This window comes from Lysobacter sp. OAE881 (genome assembly GCF_040546665.1).
Taxonomy (GTDB): Bacteria; Pseudomonadota; Gammaproteobacteria; order Xanthomonadales; family Xanthomonadaceae; genus Lysobacter_J; species Lysobacter_J soli.
Window position 1 is genome coordinate 477,460 of record NZ_JBEPOG010000001.1, and the last position, 18,144, is coordinate 495,603.

The 18,144-nt window shown below is 69.7% G+C and carries 12 protein-coding genes and 1 pseudogene; 8 read left to right on the top strand and 5 right to left on the bottom strand.

What is annotated here, in order from left to right:
• Positions 1 to 17: 17 nt before the first annotated feature.
• A complete protein-coding gene (locus tag ABIE51_RS02135; RefSeq protein WP_192632049.1) occupies positions 18 to 791 on the top strand; it encodes a protein-L-isoaspartate(D-aspartate) O-methyltransferase in 774 nt (257 codons plus the stop codon).
• The gene (locus tag ABIE51_RS02140) at positions 788 to 3,283 is read left to right on the top strand and encodes an SAM-dependent methyltransferase (RefSeq protein ID WP_192632050.1); all 2,496 of its coding nucleotides are present in this window, start codon (positions 788 to 790) and stop codon (positions 3,281 to 3,283) included. Before ABIE51_RS02135 ends, ABIE51_RS02140 begins: the two co-directional genes overlap by 4 nt.
• A 1-nt stretch (position 3,284) precedes the next feature.
• Here ABIE51_RS02140 and ABIE51_RS02145 read toward each other — a convergent pair whose 3' ends face one another.
• Complete coding sequence (locus ABIE51_RS02145) at positions 3,285 to 5,483, bottom strand: primosomal protein N' (protein ID WP_192632051.1); 2,199 nt, start codon at positions 5,481 to 5,483, stop codon at positions 3,285 to 3,287.
• 444 nt (positions 5,484 to 5,927) lie between these two features.
• On the opposite strand from ABIE51_RS02145, the gene ABIE51_RS02150 reads away from it, so the two are divergent.
• Complete coding sequence (locus ABIE51_RS02150) at positions 5,928 to 6,920, top strand: sigma-70 region 4 domain-containing protein (protein WP_192632052.1); 993 nt, start codon at positions 5,928 to 5,930, stop codon at positions 6,918 to 6,920.
• Positions 6,910 to 7,545, top strand: coding sequence for a DUF3106 domain-containing protein (locus ABIE51_RS02155; RefSeq protein ID WP_192632053.1), 636 nt, complete (start codon positions 6,910 to 6,912; stop codon positions 7,543 to 7,545). Before ABIE51_RS02150 ends, ABIE51_RS02155 begins: the two co-directional genes overlap by 11 nt.
• 112 nt (positions 7,546 to 7,657) lie before the next feature.
• Here the strand turns inward: ABIE51_RS02155 and ABIE51_RS02160 are convergent, their stop codons facing one another.
• Both ABIE51_RS02160 and ABIE51_RS19315 read right to left on the bottom strand, forming a co-directional pair.
• Complete coding sequence (locus ABIE51_RS02160; protein ID WP_354503293.1) at positions 7,658 to 8,485, bottom strand: hypothetical protein; 828 nt, start codon at positions 8,483 to 8,485, stop codon at positions 7,658 to 7,660.
• Between the two features lie 448 nt (positions 8,486 to 8,933).
• Positions 8,934 to 9,176 (bottom strand): annotated as a pseudogene (locus ABIE51_RS19315) (DUF3667 domain-containing protein); the annotation flags it as partial.
• 136 nt (positions 9,177 to 9,312) lie between these two features.
• Here ABIE51_RS19315 and ABIE51_RS02170 point away from each other — a divergent pair.
• Positions 9,313 to 10,689, top strand: a complete 1,377-nt coding sequence (locus ABIE51_RS02170) for an MATE family efflux transporter (protein ID WP_115842681.1) — start codon at positions 9,313 to 9,315, stop codon at positions 10,687 to 10,689.
• A gap of 120 nt (positions 10,690 to 10,809) precedes the next feature.
• The gene (gene sppA / locus ABIE51_RS02175) at positions 10,810 to 12,693 is read left to right on the top strand and encodes a signal peptide peptidase SppA (protein WP_192632055.1); all 1,884 of its coding nucleotides are present in this window, start codon (positions 10,810 to 10,812) and stop codon (positions 12,691 to 12,693) included.
• 82 nt (positions 12,694 to 12,775) lie between these two features.
• Here sppA and ABIE51_RS02180 read toward each other — a convergent pair whose 3' ends face one another.
• Positions 12,776 to 13,003, bottom strand: coding sequence for a hypothetical protein (locus tag ABIE51_RS02180; protein ID WP_192632056.1), 228 nt, complete (start codon positions 13,001 to 13,003; stop codon positions 12,776 to 12,778).
• 94 nt (positions 13,004 to 13,097) lie between these two features.
• On the opposite strand from ABIE51_RS02180, the gene ABIE51_RS02185 reads away from it, so the two are divergent.
• Positions 13,098 to 13,874 carry an SDR family oxidoreductase gene (locus ABIE51_RS02185; RefSeq protein ID WP_157028983.1) on the top strand — a complete coding sequence of 259 codons (777 nt, stop codon included), beginning with the start codon at positions 13,098 to 13,100 and terminating at the stop codon, positions 13,872 to 13,874.
• 219 nt (positions 13,875 to 14,093) lie between these two features.
• Positions 14,094 to 16,133 carry a protein-L-isoaspartate(D-aspartate) O-methyltransferase gene (locus ABIE51_RS02195; protein ID WP_502913242.1) on the top strand — a complete coding sequence of 680 codons (2,040 nt, stop codon included), beginning with the start codon at positions 14,094 to 14,096 and terminating at the stop codon, positions 16,131 to 16,133.
• Here the strand turns inward: ABIE51_RS02195 and ABIE51_RS02200 are convergent.
• A complete protein-coding gene (locus ABIE51_RS02200; protein WP_354504777.1) occupies positions 16,130 to 18,007 on the bottom strand; it encodes a CocE/NonD family hydrolase in 1,878 nt (625 codons plus the stop codon). The genes ABIE51_RS02195 and ABIE51_RS02200 overlap by 4 nt on opposite strands.
• Between the last annotated feature and the right edge of the window lie 137 nt (positions 18,008 to 18,144).

Below are 18,144 nucleotides of genomic sequence, written 5' to 3' on the forward strand. Positions count from 1 at the left end.
GGCCTAAACTCGCCGGCATGTCCGGCGCCGACGCCCGTGCAGGCTTCCTGCATCGTCGCGCGATCGTGGAGGCGATCGTGCTGTCGCCCGGCCTCACCCTGCCGCTCGGGGCCGCTGCGCGACAGACGCAGCCACGCGGCGATGTTTACGCGACACCGCGCGCCGCGCTGATCGCCGAGTTGCGCGCGCAGTCGCGCGACGACGCCGGAACCGCGAGGCAACTCGCCCCCGCCGTGTTGTCGATCCTCGCGCGCGTGCCGCGCCACGAGTACGTGCCCGCCTCCGAGCGCGGCAACGCCTACGAGAACCGGCCGCTCGGCATCGGCCATGGCCAGACGATCTCGCAGCCGTACATCGTCGCGCTGATGACGACGCTGGCGGCGCCGCGTGCGGGGCAGAAGATCCTGGAAATCGGCACCGGCTCGGGCTACCAGGCCGCGGTGCTCGCCGAAGCGCAGGCGAAGGTCTACACGATCGAGATCGTCGAACCGCTCGCGAAACAGGCGGCGCTGCGCCTTCGTCGCTATTCCAACGTGCAGGCGCGGATTGGCGACGGTTACTACGGCTGGAAGGAGCACGCGCCGTTCGATGCGATCGTCGTCACCGCGGCGGCATCGTCGATCCCGCCGCCGCTGGTGGCGCAGCTGAAGCCGGGCGGGCGCATGGTGATCCCCGTCGGCAGCAGCTTCTTCACGCAGACGCTGCTGCTGGTGGAGAAGGACGCCGACGGCCGCGTGCGTACGCGCCAGGTGTTGCCGGTCCGGTTCGTGCCGCTGACGGGTGGGCCGTGAGCGTGGCCGACCCGGACGCGGTCGAACACGCGTCATCGGCGCGCGAAACATCGAGCGCGACGCACGCTGCCGCGCTGCCGGTCGCGATCGCGCTCGTCTCCGCCGCCGCGCTGGCATGGCAGTTGTTGCTCATGCGGTGGCTGGCCATCGCGCACTGGCATCCCTTCGCGGTGATGATCATCAGCCTCGCGTTGCTGGGCCACGGCGCGAGTGGCACATGGCTCAGCCTATGGCTGCGCGGCGAACGGCAAGCGCGCCTCGCACGCGATTTCGACGCTGCCTTCGCGACGTGCGCGCTGCTGTTCGCGATCAGTGCGGCCGCGACGCTCCTGATCGCGCGCGACATTCCGTTCAACGGGCTGGAGCTGGTGTGGAATCCGCGCCAGGTGTTGTGGCTCGCGTTGCTGTATCTCACGTTGTCGATCCCGTTCTTCTTCGCGGCGGCCTGCTTCGGCCTGGCGTTCGCGCGGCACGGCACGCGCATTCCCGCGTTGTACGGCGCGGACCTGATCGGCGCCGCGGTGGGCGCGCTCGCCGCGTTGGCTGCAAGTGCGTTGCCCGTGCAGCGCGGACTGCTGCTTGCAGCGATATGCGGGCCGATCGCCGCTTGGCTGGTGACGCGACGCGCGACATTCCGCGTCGCGTGCATCATCGTCGCCATCGCACTGGCGATGCTCTGGCCGACCCAGGCCTTCGCGCCGCGTCCAAACGAGTTCAAGGGCTTGAGCAAGACGCTGCTGCTGCCGGGCGCGCGCGTGATCGCGCATGGTGCTGATCCGTACGGAAGTTTCACGCTGGTCGAAAGCACGCGAGTTCCGCTGCGATTCGCACCGGGCTTGAGCCTGTCGCACACGGACGAGCTGCCGCAGCAGCTGGCCATCTACACCGACGGCGACGCGATGTCGCCCATCGTGCGCGAAGACGGCCACGCGAACTGGCAATGGCTCGACGACATGACCTCGGCGCTTCCATATCGCCTGCGACTGCCCGATCGCGTGCTGGTGCTCGGCACGGGCGGCGGACTGGACGTACTGCAGGCGCTCACGCTGGGCGCACGACGTGTCGATGCGGTCGAGCAGTCCGCGCTGCGCGCGCGATGGGCGCGAGACGATTTCGGCGCGTACTCGGGTCGCCTGCTCGACGATCGACGCGTGAACAGTTTCATCGCCGATCCCCGCGCATTCGTACGCGCGACGGCCGACCGGTACGACCTGATCGTGCTCGCCGGCGGAGAGTCCTTCGCCAGTGGCGGCGCGGACGTGCAGTCGGCGAGCGAGCAGTACGCGCTAACGGTGGAAGCCTTGCGCGACTACCTGCGCACGCTCTCGCCGCGCGGCATGCTCGTGGTGACGCAGTGGAGCAAGCAGCCGCCGCGCGATGAACTGAAACTCTTCGCGACGGCGGTGGAGGCGTTGCGCGCCGGAGGCGTGCGCGATCCGACGCGCAACGTCGCGGCGATCCGCAACTGGGACGCGAGCACCTGGCTGTTCGCGCGTCACGCGTTCGATGCGCACGCCGTGGCCGCGTTGACGCGCTTCGCCGAGCGCCGCGGCTTCGATGTCGTGCATGCGCCCGGTGCACGTGCCGACGCGCAGGAACGCTTCCATCAACTCGATCCGCCGACGCTGTACGACGGCGTGCAGGCGCTGCTCTCGCCGCAGTCGCGGGAGTACGTTCGGGCTTACCAGTTCGACATCGAGCCGGTGAGCGACGACCGCCCGTACTTCGGGCACTTCTTCCGCTGGCGCAGCCTGCCCGAACTGTGGCGGCTGCGCGCGCAGGGCGGTGCCGTGCTGCTGGATTCGGGTTATCTCGTGCTCGTGGCCACGCTGGTGCAGGCCGTCGTCCTCGCGCTTGTGCTCGTGCTGCTGCCGTTGCGCGCGCTGGGGAGCGGAGATCGCGGTTCATCGCACTCCAGGCTGCGCATCGGCGCGTACTTCGTCTCGCTCGGACTGGCGTTCCTGCTGATCGAGATCGCGATGCTGTCGCGCCTGACGCTGCTGCTGGGGCATCCATGGATCGCGGCGAACGTGGGGCTTGCGGCGATGCTGCTGTGCGCAGGGCTGGGCAGCCTGCACGCCCAGCGGTGGGTGTCGGCATCGGGGGTGGACGACGCCGCGCTCGCCAGTCGCATGGCGTGGGCCGTCCGCGCGATCGTGCTCGGCCTCGCGTGGCAGTTCGTCGTGCTGGTGGCAGCGCATGCGATGACGTCGTCCTGGCCGCTGGCGTGGCGCGCGTTTGTCGGATTCATCGGCATCGCGCCGCTGGCGTTCGCGATGGGCATGCCGTTTCCGCTCGGCCTTGCGCGCCTGTCACGCAGCGCGCCGGCATTCGTGCCGTGGGCGTGGGGACTCAACGGTTGCGCGTCGGTGGTGGCGGCGATCCTCGCGCTGCTGCTGGCGATCGAGGTCGGCCTGCGCGCGACGCTGGTGATCGCGCTGGCGTTGTACGTGTTCGCGGCGTGGGTGTGGCGGTCGCCGTCGGCGCGTTGAATCAGTAGAGATCCACCGGATCCACGTCCAGCGACCAGCGCACCTTGCGCGCTTCGGTGGACGCATGGATGGCCGGCAGCGCGGCGTCGAGCGCCGCGTGCAGGCTTCGGCGATCGGCGGCGGACAGCAGCAGCTGCATGCGCTGGTAGCCGGCGCGACGCGGCATCGGTGCCGGCAGCGGGCCGTGCAGGTCGAGCGGCGCGTGCACGTCCCGCAGCGCTTCGCGTGCCATGCGCAGGAAGGCGTCGCAGGCATCTACGTGCTGCGCTTCGGCGCGGAACATCGCCATGTGCGCGAACGGCGGGAATCCCGCGATCTCGCGCTGTTCGAGTTCCGCTTCGGCGAAGGCGTGGTAGCCGCCGGCAAGCAGCGTCGCCAGCAGCGGATGGCCCGGATGATGCGTCTGCAGCAGCACTTCGCCCTTGCGCTGCGCGCGTCCGGCGCGGCCGGCGACCTGGATCAGCAACTGCGCGAGCTTCTCCGGCGCGCGGAAATCGGCCGAAAACAGGCCTTCGTCGACGCCAACCACGGCCACCAGCGTCAGGTTGGGAAGATCGTGCCCCTTCGCCAGCATCTGCGTGCCGACGAGGATGCCGCGCTGCGTGCCGAACTTCGCCAGCGCGTGCTCCAGCGCATCGCGCCGCTGCGTCGTGCCGCGGTCGATCCGCATCACCGGCACGTCGGGAAACCGCGCGGCGAGCACTTCCTCGATGCGCTCGGTGCCGGCGCCCTGCGGTTGCAGCGCAAGGCCGCCGCAGTCGGGGCAGGCATTCGGCGCGGGGCGTCTCGCGCCGCAGTGATGGCATTGCAGGCGACGGCCGCCGGCATGCACGGTCATCGGGGCGTCGCAGCGCTGGCATTGCGCGCTCCAGCCGCAGTCGTGGCACAGCAGCACCGGCGCGTAGCCACGCCGATTCTTGAAGACCAGCACCTGGCCGTCCGCGTCGAGCGCGTGGCCGATGGTGTCGAGCATCTCCGGCGACAACCCGGCCTCGAGCGGCCGCTTGCGCACGTCGCACACGCGCACCGACGGCGGCTGCGCATTGCCCGCGCGCTGCTGCAGGCGCAGGTGTTCGTAGCGTCCTGCCTGCGCGTTGCGCAGCGACTCGAGCGATGGCGTCGCGCTGCCCAGCAGCACCGGCACGCCGAGCGCCTTGCCGCGCACCAGCGCGAAATCGCGCGCGTGATAGCGGATGCCATCCAACTGCTTGAAGCTGCCGTCGTGTTCCTCGTCGATGACGATGAGCCCGGCTTCGGGCAGCGGCAGGAACACCGCCGAGCGCGTGCCGACGACGACCCGCGCCTCGCCGCGCGCGAAGGCCGTCCAGGTCCGGGCGCGTTCGTTGTCGCTCAATCCCGAATGCAGCGCATGCACCGGCACGCCCAGCCGCGCGCGGAAGCGCGCCAGCGTCTGCGGCGTCAGGCCGATCTCCGGCACGAGCACCAGCGCCTGCCTGCCGCGCGCCAGGCAGTCGGCGATGGCGTGCAGGTAGACCTCGGTCTTGCCGCTGCCGGTGACGCCGTCGAGCAGCAGCGCGGCGAAGCCGTCACGGGCGGCGAGGATCGCGTCGACAGCGGCCTGCTGTTCGGCGTGGAGCGCCGGCCCGAGGCGCGGGTCGATGGCGTGGGCGACGGCCGGGATGGCGATGCGTTCGGCCAGCTCGCGCCTGGCGAGCGCCCGGGCGGCGGCGCGCCAGTCGTCGAGCTCAAGGTCCAGGCGGTCTTCGTCCAGTGGCCCCGCGTGGAGCAGGTCCGCCAGCCGGCGCGGTTTGCCGGCGCGCAGGCGTTCGCGACCGGTCTGCCCGGCTTCGGTCAGCCGCCAGGCCCAGGCGTGGGTATCCGGCAGCGGCTCGCCACGGCGCAGCGAGGCCGGCAGTGCCGTCGCCAGCACCTCGCCGAGCGGCGCGTGGGTGTAGCGGGCGAGCCAGTGGAGGGATTCGAGCAGCTCGCCCTCCAGGACCGGCTCCGGGTCGAGGCGGGCGAGGGCGGGTTTCGCTTCGGGCGCGTCGGGGTCGGCGGGCCCGGTTTCGACGACGATCCCGATGAGTTCACGGCTGCCGAACGGCACCCGTACCCGTAGGCCAACGTCGCCCGTCTCGACCGCCTCGCCGACCGGCGGCCGGTAGTCGAACAGGCGCGGCAGCGGCACGGGGAGGGCCACCCGCCAGACGGCGGGCGGGGTCGGAGGGGCGTCGGGCATCGGCGAAGTCTACCGGGCGTCCGGTGGCACGAAAGCGGCCGATGAGCTTGCCGCGCATTGCTGCCCCATCTGTGACAAAAATCACGCAAGTGCCCGGCCGCATTGGGAAAACGTCCTTATCCACACGAGCTGTGGATAAATCTGTGCATGGCGTGTTGCGAGCAGGGTCCCATCGCAGGAAATAAGGCCTCCCAGCTAGGTTGGTGAAAAAAGTGCCAAAGCCTATATTCCCTTTAAGATCATGCACTTGTGCGTGAAACACAGTTGTCACCCGGCTGAAGGGCGCGTTCAGGAAGCCCTGAATGACGGCGGCGTTACTGCTGTGCACAACCGGTTTTCCAGTGCAGGCCGCGTCCCGCTTGGCGGAGCACGTGACTCAGCGTTGTCAAGGGCTTTTTCACGGATCTGCCTCGCTATCATGCGGCGCATGGTGATGCAGTTCCGATGAGCGTTCCGACCGCTTCTTCACGCCCTTCCGGGCCCCCCGCGCTGTCCGCCTTCCTGCGCGGTGTCGAACGTCGCGGGGCGGTCCTGGCCGAACTCCAGGCGGGTGATGCCGCCGCCGGCGACGCCGCCCTGACCGAGGCGATGCGCCAGTTCCGTCCCGAGGCCGGGAGCCTGCCGATGGCCGACTGGCCGAGGCGCTTCTGGGCGCTCCTGCTCGCGCAGCCGCGCCTCGGGCAGCGCACCGCGGTGGCGGTTCCCATCGAGGCCACCGATCGCCTTGGCGAGCTCGGCAGTGGGCCTCGCGCCGCGCTGCTGCTGCGGGTCGCCGCCGGCCTGTCCGAGGAGGAGGCAGCCGGCGTGCTCGGCGTGAGCCTGGCCGGTTACCGGCTCGCCCTGCAGCGGGCACTGCCGCACCACGCCGACGGTCGCGCTGACCCGCTCGCCTGGCAGCAGCTGCGCGAGCAGATCCACCGCCGCATCAAGACCCTGCCGCCCGACCGCCTCGTCCGCCTGAGCTCCGCCCGCGAGGCCGTACTGCGCGGCGACGGGGCCGCGGTCTCCGCCGAAGCCGACGGAGCCACGACGGCGCGCCCGCGCTGGCTGATGCCGTTGCTGTGGGGCCTGCTCGCGCTGTGCGTGCTCGCGATGGCCGCGACCTTCTTCCCGTTCGGGCGCGGGAACGTCGATGGCGTTGGAAGCAACCGCCGGGTGGACGTCGAACCGCTGCCCGAGGCCGATTCGCCCGCCTCGACCTACGGCGACGAGGCCGCGATGGTCACGCACCGCGACTTCGCGCTGCTGGCCGACCCGCATGGCGAGGCCGCGGCGCAGGACATGGAATTCAACAGCTGGCTGGCCGCGCAGCAGGCCGCCGGCGTGACCGCGCCGACTCCGCCGCCGGATATCCCGGTGCAGGAGGACGTCGCGCCGTCGCCGGTGGCGCACGGCATCGCAGCCGAAACGCAGGCGGAGACCGAAGATGCGCCGTAACGCGAGCCGCTCGCGCTGGATGCTCGTGTCGCTGGCGATGATCGCCGCCGTCGCGGGCTCGACGCCGCCGGAACTGGCGGACCTGCTCGAACGCCTGCCGCCCGCCACGAAGGCAACGTTGCGCGCCAACGCGCAGCGCTGGGACGCGTGGTCGCCCGCGGAGCAGAAGCTGTTCCGCGAGCGCGCCGCGCAGTGGGATGCCCTGCCGCGCGCCGAACGCGACGAGCGCCGCGAGCGCTGGCTCGCCTGGCAGGCGCTGTCGCCGGGCGAACGCGCGCAGGCGCAGTCGGCCGCCGTGCAGTACGCGTCGATGCCACCGGACCTGCAAGGCGCATGGCGCGCGCAGTTCGACGCGATGGATCGCAGCGAGCGTCGCGGGTGGCTGCTCGGCCCGTCGCTCGGCGCGGATTACGCGGTCCTCCATCCATTGCTGGCGCAGGTCCCCGAAGCCGAACACGCCGCGATGCTGCGCACGCTGCGTTCGATGACGCCGCAGCAGCGGCGCGACCTGGGCGTGCTCGCGCAGCGCACGCCGCCGGATGCGCGTGCGGCGCTGCGCCGCGAACTGGTGTCGGTCAGCGCGCAGGAGCGCGGCGATTGGTTGTGGCGGCGGCTGCAGCACTAAGCCGTTAAAGGGCAGAGTCGACGCCTGTCCATCACGGCCAGGGCCGTTCGTCGCCTTCCCTTCGTTACCCCTCACCCCAACCCCTCTCCTGGTGTGAGAGGGGCTGACTGCGTCACATCCGCACGATGCTCGCGATCGTGATGAACACCACCGCGAAGCCGAGCAGCACGAAGTAGAGATTGCCGATCACGAAATAGCGCAGCGACGTCAGCAGCCAGCCGTTGCCGTACACGCGCTTCTGCATGATCCACAGGTAGATCGGCATCCACATCCAGATCAGGAATTCCAGCGTGCCGGTGATCCAGCCAAAACCCGCCCACTTCGGCGTGATCGCATTGTCCAGCGCCATCAGCAGGAAGAACGTCAGGATCGCCAGGCACAGGTAGGCGTGGCTGTAGAGCGCGACGACCAGGTGTTCCAGGTACAGCCGCTTCGATCCGACGTACGCCAGCTTGAGCAGCAGCGCGAACACCGGCACCAGCAGGAACAGCGCCGACGGCACCGCGCCGAGCATCGCCTTCACGAACAGGCCGGGATCGTGCTGCAGCCGCGCCACGTTGTCCTTGCCGTGCGCGATCTGCCGGTTGATCCACTTGTTGACGAAGTCCGGCACCCACGAGACCACCAGCGGGTTGAGTTCCTCGTCCCACGGTTCGTCGCTGCCGAACAGCGTCAGGCGGCCATCGCAATTGGTCTCGCCGTAGATGCGCGCGTCGGCGGCGGCCTTTCGCGTGCGCATGCCTTCGCTGCCGCGCGCGGCGGCGATCTGCAGCTGCGCGGCGCGGCAGCCGGCCGCTTCGTTCGTCTCGCGGATCTCGGCCTGCAGCCGCCGGCGCTCGGCCGTCTGCGTCGGCTTGAGCGCGGCGAGTTCCGCCTGCTGCTTGCGCACCTGCTCGTCGCGCAGCGTTTCGACGTCCGCAAGCGTCTTCGCCTTGTCCATCTCGGGCGTCGACTTCGTCTCGCTGCGCTCGGCCTCGATTTCCTTCCGCGCCGCGGCCCTTTTCCTTCTCGACCTCGTTCGCGGTGAGGTCCTGCGTCTTCACCAGTTGCTGGATGCGCTTGTCGGCGGCCGTGTTGACGTCGACCATCGCGACCTCGAACGGCTTGCGCACGTGCGGCAGCATCGTGGACACCGCATCGCGACCTTCGGCGAGTTCGGCCAATTGCGTGGCGCGAATGCGTTCGACCTGTTCGATCGTCGTTGCCGTTGCGAAGCGCTTGTTCTCGCGATTGACGTTCTGCGTGCGGCCGGGATTGCCCACGCCCTCGTCAAGCAGTTCGACCGTCGTGTCCTGCGATTCGACGTGGATCACCAGCTGCGCGACGAAGAAGGTCAGCACGCTCAGCACCACGAACAGGCGCAGCGGCGCGACGTACTTCGCGCGCTGGCCGGACAGGTAGTTGATGGCGACGCGGCCTGGCGAGACGAGGTCGCGCAGCGTGCGGAAGATGCGTCCGTCCAGGTGCCAGAACGCCTCGAACACTTCCTCCATCGCGTGCGCGGCGTGGCGGATCGGGTTCACCACCGACTGGCCGCAATCGTGGCAGTAGTGCCCCTGCAGCGCGGCGCCGCAGTTCTCGCAATGGGTCGGATGGACGTCGTGCGACGCGTGGCCGGTGCTGGAACTCATGTGTCAACGCTCTCCCCGGCGCACGACGACAGTCGGTTCATTTCAAGGGGTTAAGATAACGGGCCGCCGCGACCCGGCGCCAGCGCCCGACATTGGATGCGGTCGCGCGGCCGCAGTCGTACGTCTGGTTTCCACGATGTCCCTTTCCTCCGTCTCGCCCGGCCGCAACGGCCTGTCCGGCGAAATCCGCACCACCGCCATCCTCGCCGCGCCGCTGGTGGGCGGGCATGTGTCCACGGGCCTGATCGGTTTCGTCGACAACGTGCTCGCCGGGCACCACGGCACGACCACGCTCGCGTCGGTCACCATCGGCACCGCGCTGTGGTGGCTGCCGATGATGGTGCCGATCGGCACGCTGCTGTCGGTGCCGCCGTCGGTGTCGCAGCTGGATGGTGCCGGTCGCCGTGAGGACATCGGCGGCCTGTTCCGGCAGGCGCTGTGGCTCGCGCTGGGCCTGGGGCTGGTGCTGTTCGCGTTCCTCACGCTGATCCCGCACGCGCTCGGGCCGATGGGCATCGCGCCGGAAATCATCCCGGGCGCGACCGACTTCCTGCACGGCATCCGCTGGGGCGTGATCGCGCTGACGCTGTTCTTCTGCATGCGCTACCTCAGCGAGGGACTGCACTGGACCTTGCCGACGCTGGTGCTGAGCGCGGGCGGGCTGCTGATCCTGCTGCCCATCGGTTACACGCTGACGTTCGGAAAGTTCGGCTTCCCGGAAATGGGCGCCGGCGGGCTCGGTATCGCGTCGGCGATCATGCTGTGGGCGCAGGCGATCGGCTTCTTCATCGTGCTCAAGCGGTCGCGTCGCTTTGCCGACCTGAAGCTGTTCGAGCGCTTCGACGCGCCGCACTGGCCGACGATCCGCGGGCTGCTCGCCACCGGCCTGCCCATCGGCGTGACGGTGCTGATGGAAGGCGGGCTGTTCATCGCCACCGCGCTGCTGATGGGTCGCCTGGGCCAGGTGCCGGCGGCGGCGCACCAGATCGCCATCAACCTCTCGGCGCTGTGCTTCATGGTGCCGATGGGCCTGGCCGAGGCGACGACCGTGCGCGTCGGGCATGCGCTGGGTCGCGCGGACTTCCACGGGGTGCGTCGCGCCGCAAAGGCCGGCTACGCGATCGTGATCGGTACGCAGCTGTTCTCCGGCATCGTGCTGCTGACCTGCAACGACCTGCTGGTCGGCTTCTACACGCGCGACGCGGCGGTCGCGACGCTGGCCGCCTCGCTGCTGCTGTACGCCGCGGCGTTCCAGTTCCCCGACGGCGTGCAGGTGCTCTCCGCCGGCGCGCTGCGCGGGCTGAAGGACACGCGCGTGCCGATGCTGCTGGCGGCCGTCGCCTACTGGGGCATCGGCATGCCGCTGGGCGCCGGGCTCGGACTGGGCCTGGGCTGGGGCCCGCGCGGGATGTGGATCGGCCTGATCGCCGGCCTGACCTTCGCCTCGGTGCTGCTGTGCGTGCGGTTCGTCCGGTCGAGCCATCCGGACCGCCTGATGATGCGGGGACCGTAGGTCGCGAGCCGCCCTTTCCGGCCCCGCGGATCACGAACCCGCCATACGGTCCGTGTTACGAATGGCGGGTGATTCCACGCCCGCCCGCGTTTAGGCTGGCCGCGTGATCCAGGAGAACGTATGAACGACATGCCGCGTCGCGGCCCCATCGCCCGCTTCTTCGTGGGCGTGTGGGATGCGATGAACTTCACCCGCCGTCTGATCCTCAACCTGCTGTTCCTGCTGCTGCTGTTCGTGTTCCTCGCCATCCTCATGGCCGGCCCCCGCAACAAGCCGCTGCTGGATCGCACGACGCTGGTGATCGCGCCCGAAGGCAACCTGGTCGAGCAGTTCAGCAGCGATCCGCTGACCCGCGCGCTGGAACGCGCCCTGGGCGAGAAGGGCGGCGAAGTGCAGCTGCGCGACCTGGTGCGCGCGCTGGATGCCGCCGCCAAGGACAAGCGCGTCGAACGCGTGGTGCTCAACCTCGACAAGCTGCAGGCCGCCGGCATGGCGTCGCTGCGCGAGACCGCCGGCGCGATCGCGCGCGTGAAAGCCAGCGGCAAGCAGGTCGTCGCGTTCTCCGAAATGATGGACCAGAAGCAGTACCTGCTCGCCTCGCAGGCGAGCGAGGTCTATCTCGATCCGATGGGCGGGATGCTGCTGGAAGGCCTCGGCCGCTATCGCACGTATTACCGCGAAGGCCTGCAGGACAAGCTCGGCGTCGACGTGCACCTGTTCAAGGTCGGCGAGTACAAGTCGGCCGCCGAACCGTACGTGCTCGATGCGGCTTCGCCCGAGGCGAAGGAAGCCGACCTGTACTGGATGAACGACGTGTGGCAGCGCTACCTCGCCGACGTGGCGAAGGCGCGCAAGCTCGACGCGGCGAAGCTGTCGCAGCAGATCGACCAGATGCCCGAAGGCATCGAGGCCGCCAACGGCGACCTGGCGAAGTTCGCCGTCGCAACGAAGCTGGTCGATGGGCTGAAGACGCACGAGGAAGTCGACGACCTGCTCCGGCAGCGCGGCGTCGCCGACGACGACGCGCCGGGCGGCTATCGCCAGGCGTCGTTCGACGAATACCTGACGCAGATCGACAGCGGTCTCAGCGCGGTCGATCCGCGCCCGCAGGTCGCCGTGGTCGTAGCCGAAGGCGAGATCCGCGGCGGCGAGCAGCCGCCGGGCACCGTCGGCGGCGTGTCCACCGCCGAGCTGTTGCGCGAAGCGCGCGACGACGACAACGTGAAGGCGGTCGTGCTGCGCGTGGATTCGCCGGGCGGCGAAGTGTTCGCCTCCGAGCAGATCCGCCGCGAGATCGTCGGCCTGAAGAAGGCCGGCAAGCCGGTCGCGGTGTCGATGGGCGATCTTGCCGCATCGGGCGGTTACTGGATCTCGATGGACGCCGATCGCATCTACGCAGATGCCTCGACGATCACCGGTTCCATCGGCATCTTCGGGTTGATCCCGACGATCCCGCGCGCGCTGGAGAAGATCGGCGTGCGCAGCGACGGCGTGGGCACGACGCGTTTCGCCGGCGCGTTCGACATCACGCGGCCGCTGCAGCCGGAAGTCGGGCAGGTGATCCAGTCGGTGATCGAGAAGGGCTACCGCGATTTCACCGGTCGCGTCGCCACGGCGCGCAAGAAGCCGGTCGAGCAGGTCGACGCCATCGCACGCGGCCGCGTGTGGACCGGCGCGCAGGCGAAGGAGCGCGGCCTCGTCGACGAACTCGGCGGCCTGCACCAGGCGATCGAGTTCGCGGCCAAGCGCGCCGAGCTCGGCCAGCAGGGCGACTACCAGGTGCGTTACATCGAGAAGGCGGCGACGCCGTTCGAGCGTTTCTTCACCGGCTTCATCGCCAGCCGCGCCGGCGGTGCGCTGATGCGCGATTCGGATCTGGCGCGCAGCCTGATCGCCAAGGCCTCGCCGCAGACGGCGAAGGACCTGCGCTTCCTGGAAAGCTCGATCGCGCCCACGCGCGGCGTGCCGGTGAAGGCGCTGGCGTACTGCTTCTGCGGGTTCTGATCCGCGAACCTCGCGCAGAGACGCAGTGAACGAAAAGGCCCGCCAATGGCGGGCCTTTTCGTTTCCACGTGGTAGTTGACGATCAACCGCCCGCGGCCTGCTCCTGCGCATCGATCGCAGCGCGTTGCGCGTCGGCGGCGTCCTGCACCTGCTTCTCGACGTCCTTGGCCTTGTCGATCGGCGCCTTGATTGCATCGCGCAATTGCGTCGCCTGCGGTTCCACGGGCCGCTCCTTCTCCGGCGGCTGCGGTTTGGAGCAACCCGCGAACAACGCCATCACCGTCATTGCCAACAGCAGCTTCCGCAACATCCGCGCATCCTCGTGGCCGGGTCTGCGGGCTATGCTACGCCGGCCGCCGCGCGCGGCAAGCGACCGGCATGTGCCCCCAATCACGGAGACGGCGATGGATCCCAAGCGTTGGCGCCTCGACGGCCAGCTGGCCCTGGTCACCGGCGGCAGCGCCGGCATCGGCCGCGCGGTCGCACGCGAGCTGCTGGGTTTTGGCGCCGACGTCCTGCTCGCCGCGCGCGATGTCGCCGGGCTCGACGCGGTGCGCGCCGAGCTCATGGAAGATTTCCCCGAACGCGACGTACAGGCCTTCGTAGCCGACGTCGCCGACGATGAGCAGCGCCGCGAACTGCTCGACTGGGTCGAGGATTTCGGTGAAGGCCTGCACATCCTGGTGAACAACGCCGGCGGCAACCTCACCAAGGCCGCCACCGACTACACCGAGGACGAATGGCGGCAGGTGTTCGAAGTGAACGTGTTCTCCGCGTTCGAACTGTCGCGTTACGCGCATCCGCTGCTGACGAAGCATGCGTCGTCGAGCATCGTGAACGTCGGCAGCGTGTCGGGCACCACGCACGTGCGCACCGGCGCGCCGTACGGCATGAGCAAGGCGGCGATGCACCAGATGACGCGCAACCTCGCCGTCGAATGGGCCGAAGACGGCGTGCGCGTGAACGCCGTGGCGCCGTGGTACATCCGCACGCGACGCACGTCGGACAAGCTTGCCGATCCGGATTACCTGGACGAGGTCCTGCTGCGCACGCCGCTCGGGCGCATCGGGGAACCGGAAGAAGTCGCCGCGGCGATCGCGTTCCTGTGCCTGCCGGCTGCGGGCTACATCACCGGCGAATGCATCGCGGTGGACGGCGGTTTCCTGCGCTACGGCTTCTGAATGCGCGCGACATCGCGCCTGCGGAAAACACACGCATAAAAAACCGCCAGGCGGTGCTGAATCGCCTGGCGGTCGTGACAAGCGGAACGCTTGTCGGTTGCCTGTCGAGGATCATGAACTTTCGTTCGTGGGACCTCCTTTCCAGGCACGTGTAGCCTACCGCGCGCGACGGAACGAACAGGTGAAGGGTTCGCGCCGCGCGCGTGACCGGCGCATAACATGCGCGTGGGCATCAATGGGCCAGCCCACACGCGACAGGACGAGATGGCCGCATTCGATGCCGCGCGCATGCGCATGGTGCGCAGCCACCTGGCAGCGCGTGGATTGCGCGATGCTCGCGTGCTCGCCGCGATGGCGGAGGTGCCGCGCGAACGCTTCGTCGAGGCCGGCATGGAGGAGTTCGCCTACGAGGACAGCCCGCTGCCCATCGGCGAGGGCCAGACGATCTCGCAGCCGTACATCGTCGCGTTGATGCTGGAAGCCGCGCACATCGAACCCGGCGATCGCGTGCTCGAAGTCGGCACCGGATCGGGGTATGCCGCGGCCGTGATGTCGCGCCTCGCGCGCGAAGTGCACACCGTCGAACGCCATGCCTCGCTCGCCGACGAAGCCCGTGCGCGATTCGCGCAGCTGGGCTACGACAACATCGAGGTCCACACCGGCGACGGCAGTCGCGGCTGGCCCGACGCCGCACCATTCGACGCCATCGTCGTCGCCGCGGGCGCGCCCTCGCCGCCGCAGGCGTTGCAGGCGCAGCTCGCCATCGGCGGGCGGCTCGTCATTCCCGTCGGCGACGATGGCGACGTGCAGGAACTGACGAAGATCGTACGCACCGGCGAGGACATGTTCGAACGCGAAGACCTCGGCGCGGTGATGTTCGTGCCGCTCGTGGGCGAGCAGGGCTGGGCCGAGGACGGCCGCCGCGCGGCGAGCCGTCGCGCAACCCCAGCGCGCGCGGACGATGCCGCATCGCTCGTGGCCGAACACGCTATCCCGCTGCCTGGTATCGACGAGGAAGCCTTCGCCGACGCGTTCGAACGGTTCGCCGACGCGCGCATCGTGCTGCTGGGCGAATGCAGTCACGGCACATCGGAGTTCTACGCCGCGCGGGCGGCGATCACGCAGCGGCTGGTCGAGCGGCATGGCTTCACGCTGGTCGCGGTGGAAGCCGACTGGCCCGACGCGTCGGTCGTCAACCGCCACGTACGGCATCTGCCGCCGCGGCCGCACGGCGCGGTGTTCGCGCGCTTTCCGACGTGGATGTGGCGCAATCGCGAAGTCGCCGCGCTCGCCGGCTGGATGCGCCGCTACAACCAGGGACGCGAATACACCGAGCAGGTCGGCTTCTACGGCCTCGACATCTACAGCCTCGACGCATCGATCGAGGCGGTGCTCGACTACCTCGATCGCACCGATCCGGACGCAGCCGCCGTCGCGCGCGAACGTTACGGTTGCCTCACGCCCTGGCAGAGTTCGCCCGAGGTCTACGGTCGCGCCGCGCTGCGCGCCGGGCACGCGATGTGCGAGGAAGCGGTGGTGCGGCAGTGTCGCGACCTGCTCGACGAGCGGCTGGGCGATATCGACGAACTGGAGCCGGACCACCTCGACGCCGCGCAGAACGCGCGCCTGGTCGCCTCGGCCGAACGCTATTACCGCGTGATGTACTACGGCGGCGCGGAGAGCTGGAACCTGCGCGACGAGCACATGGCCGACACGCTCGACCTGCTGCTGCGCGCGCACGGTCCACGTTCGCGCGCGGTGGTGTGGGCGCACAACTCTCACATCGGTGACGCGCGCCACACCGACATGGGCCAGTCGCGCGGCGAGCACAACATCGGCCAGCTCGTTCGCCAGCGACATTCCGGCGAAGCGGCGCTGATCGGCTTCGGCACGCACGCCGGCACGGTCGCCGCCGCGCACGACTGGGGCGACGAGATGGAAGTGATGGACGTACGTCCGTCGCGCGCCGACAGCGTGGAGCGGCTGTGCCACGACAGCGGCATCGAACGCTTCCTCCTCGACCTGCGCGAAGGCCATGGCGAGGCGCTGCGACACGCGTTGTCCGAACCGCGCCTGCAGCGCTTCATCGGCGTGATCTACCGCCCCGACACGGAGCTGCAGAGCCATTACGCACGCGCATCGCTCGCGCGGCAGTACGACGGTTACGTCTGGTTCGACAAGACGCAGGCGGTGCACGCGATCGCCGCACCGGAACGCGACGACACGCAGGTGCCGGAGACGTATCCGTTCGGCGTCTAGCGCGGGCCCGGGAACGTCCTTTCGTCCGGCACCGGCAGATCGAGCACGGGAATCTCGACGAAGCTCACCGCGTCGCCGCCGTGGAATACGCGGTTCAGCGCCTTGGACGGAACGCTCTCGTCGTAGTTGCGACCGCCCGTGCCGAGATTGCGCTCCAGTCGCGGGAAGCTGGAGCTGCTGATGTCCAGCCGGATGCGATGGCCGCGCGGGACCAGGTAGGCGATCGACCGCATCGGCACGTCCAGTACGTAACGCTGGCCGGGCGTCATCAGGCTCGGCCGTTCGACGCCGTCGCGGTAGCGTGCGCGCAACGCGCCTTCCTGGATGTTCGTAGCGCGGCCATCGGGCCACACGTGCACCAGGCGCGCGACGAAGTCGGTATCGGGCGCGGTCGACGACACGACCAGCTGCGCGCTGAGTTTCCCGACGATGCGCAGCGGCTGCTGCAGCGGGGCGGAGGTGTAGACGAGCACGTCCTTGCGCGTCTCGACGTCGCGCTGGTCGACCGGGCCGGAGCGCTGGTTCGGATCGCCCGTGCAGCACAGCGGGCCGCCGCGCGAGGGAACCGGATCCGTCGGATCGTGGATGAAGTCGTCGGAGCGGATCTCGCGCGCGGCTTCCAGCGCGAGCACGCCGTCGCCGTCGCGGCTGTTGGCGTGGCCATTGCTCGACAGGTACCACGACTGCGGCCGTGCTTCGGCCGGCGGCCATTGCGTCGCGTCCAGCCAGCGCTGTTCGTTGAGCACGAAATATCGATACGGCGGCAGCGCCTTGAGGCCGTCGCCGCGCCCGCGCAGCCAGTGGTCGAACCATGCGAGGTAGTAGTCGCGATACGGCTGCGCCGCGTTGCGCACCGGCAGTTCGCCGAACTTTCCCATGCCGACGACGAGTTCCTGTTCGCAATGGTTTCCCGGCGCGATCAGCACGTGCTGCGCGCGCGCCGCGTCGGGCGAATGCCGGCGCACCGATTCGGTCAGCGCGAGCGTGCCGGCCAGGCTGGGATCGCCCCAGGTGTCGACCACCAATGCCGGCGTGGTCGGGCGGTCGTCGGAGAACACGTAGTCCAGCGCGCGCCAGCGTGCGTCGCCGAGTGGCGTCTGGAGGAAGTCCTGGAAGCCGTTCGCCCCGGGCCGCACGCGCTTGACGACGTCGATCGCCGGCAGTGTCGGCAGCGCCGATGCCATGTCGAGGTCGTTCGGCCACGGGCGGTGGTCGGCCTTCATCCCGTGCTTGGCGAACCAGCCCGCCGCACCCGCCAGCTGGAAGACGCCGCCTTCGAACGCACCGAAGTAGCCCGCCTGACCGTCCACGTCGCCGGCCGCGCCGCCGGCGGCAATCGGGATCATCGCCGCATGCGCGGGATGGTTCGCCCGCGCGAGCGCGTATTGCAGTTCGCCCAGCGCCGAGCAGCCGATCGTGCCGACCTTCCCGTTCGACCAGGGCTGGCGGACGATCCAGTCGAGCGTGGCGACGCCGTCGGCGGTGGCGTGCCGCCATGGCAGGAAGTCGTCGCCTTCGGATTCGAACTTGCCGCGTACGTCCTGCAACAACACGGCGTACCCGTTGCGCGCGAAGAACAGGCCCTCGCCGATGGCCTCGCCGTAACGGCGGCGGTCGTAGGGGAGGCGGACGTAGACCGTGGGCAGCGGGCCGTCCACGTTGCGCGGGCGATACAGCGTGCCGGCCAGATGCGTGCCATCGGGCATCGCGATGCGGACGTCGTCGTCGATCTTCACGCCGAAGACGAGCGCGCGCACCGGCTGCTGCCAGTGCGCGGGGATGCGTTCTCGCAGGACGAACAGTGCGGCCGCGGCAAGCAGCAGCGCGGCCACGATCAGGGCCGACACCGTCCACCAGCCGAGCGCGGGGCGCACTGCGGACAAGTCCATCTCCAAGAGTCTTCCCTTGCGCTCGTGGCGGCCTCGGGACGGCCGTCCGGTCGTGCGGCGGGGCCGCCGCCGCTTCGCCCTGAGTTCAAACGCGTGCGGGGCGCGCCGGCGGCCAGCGCCGC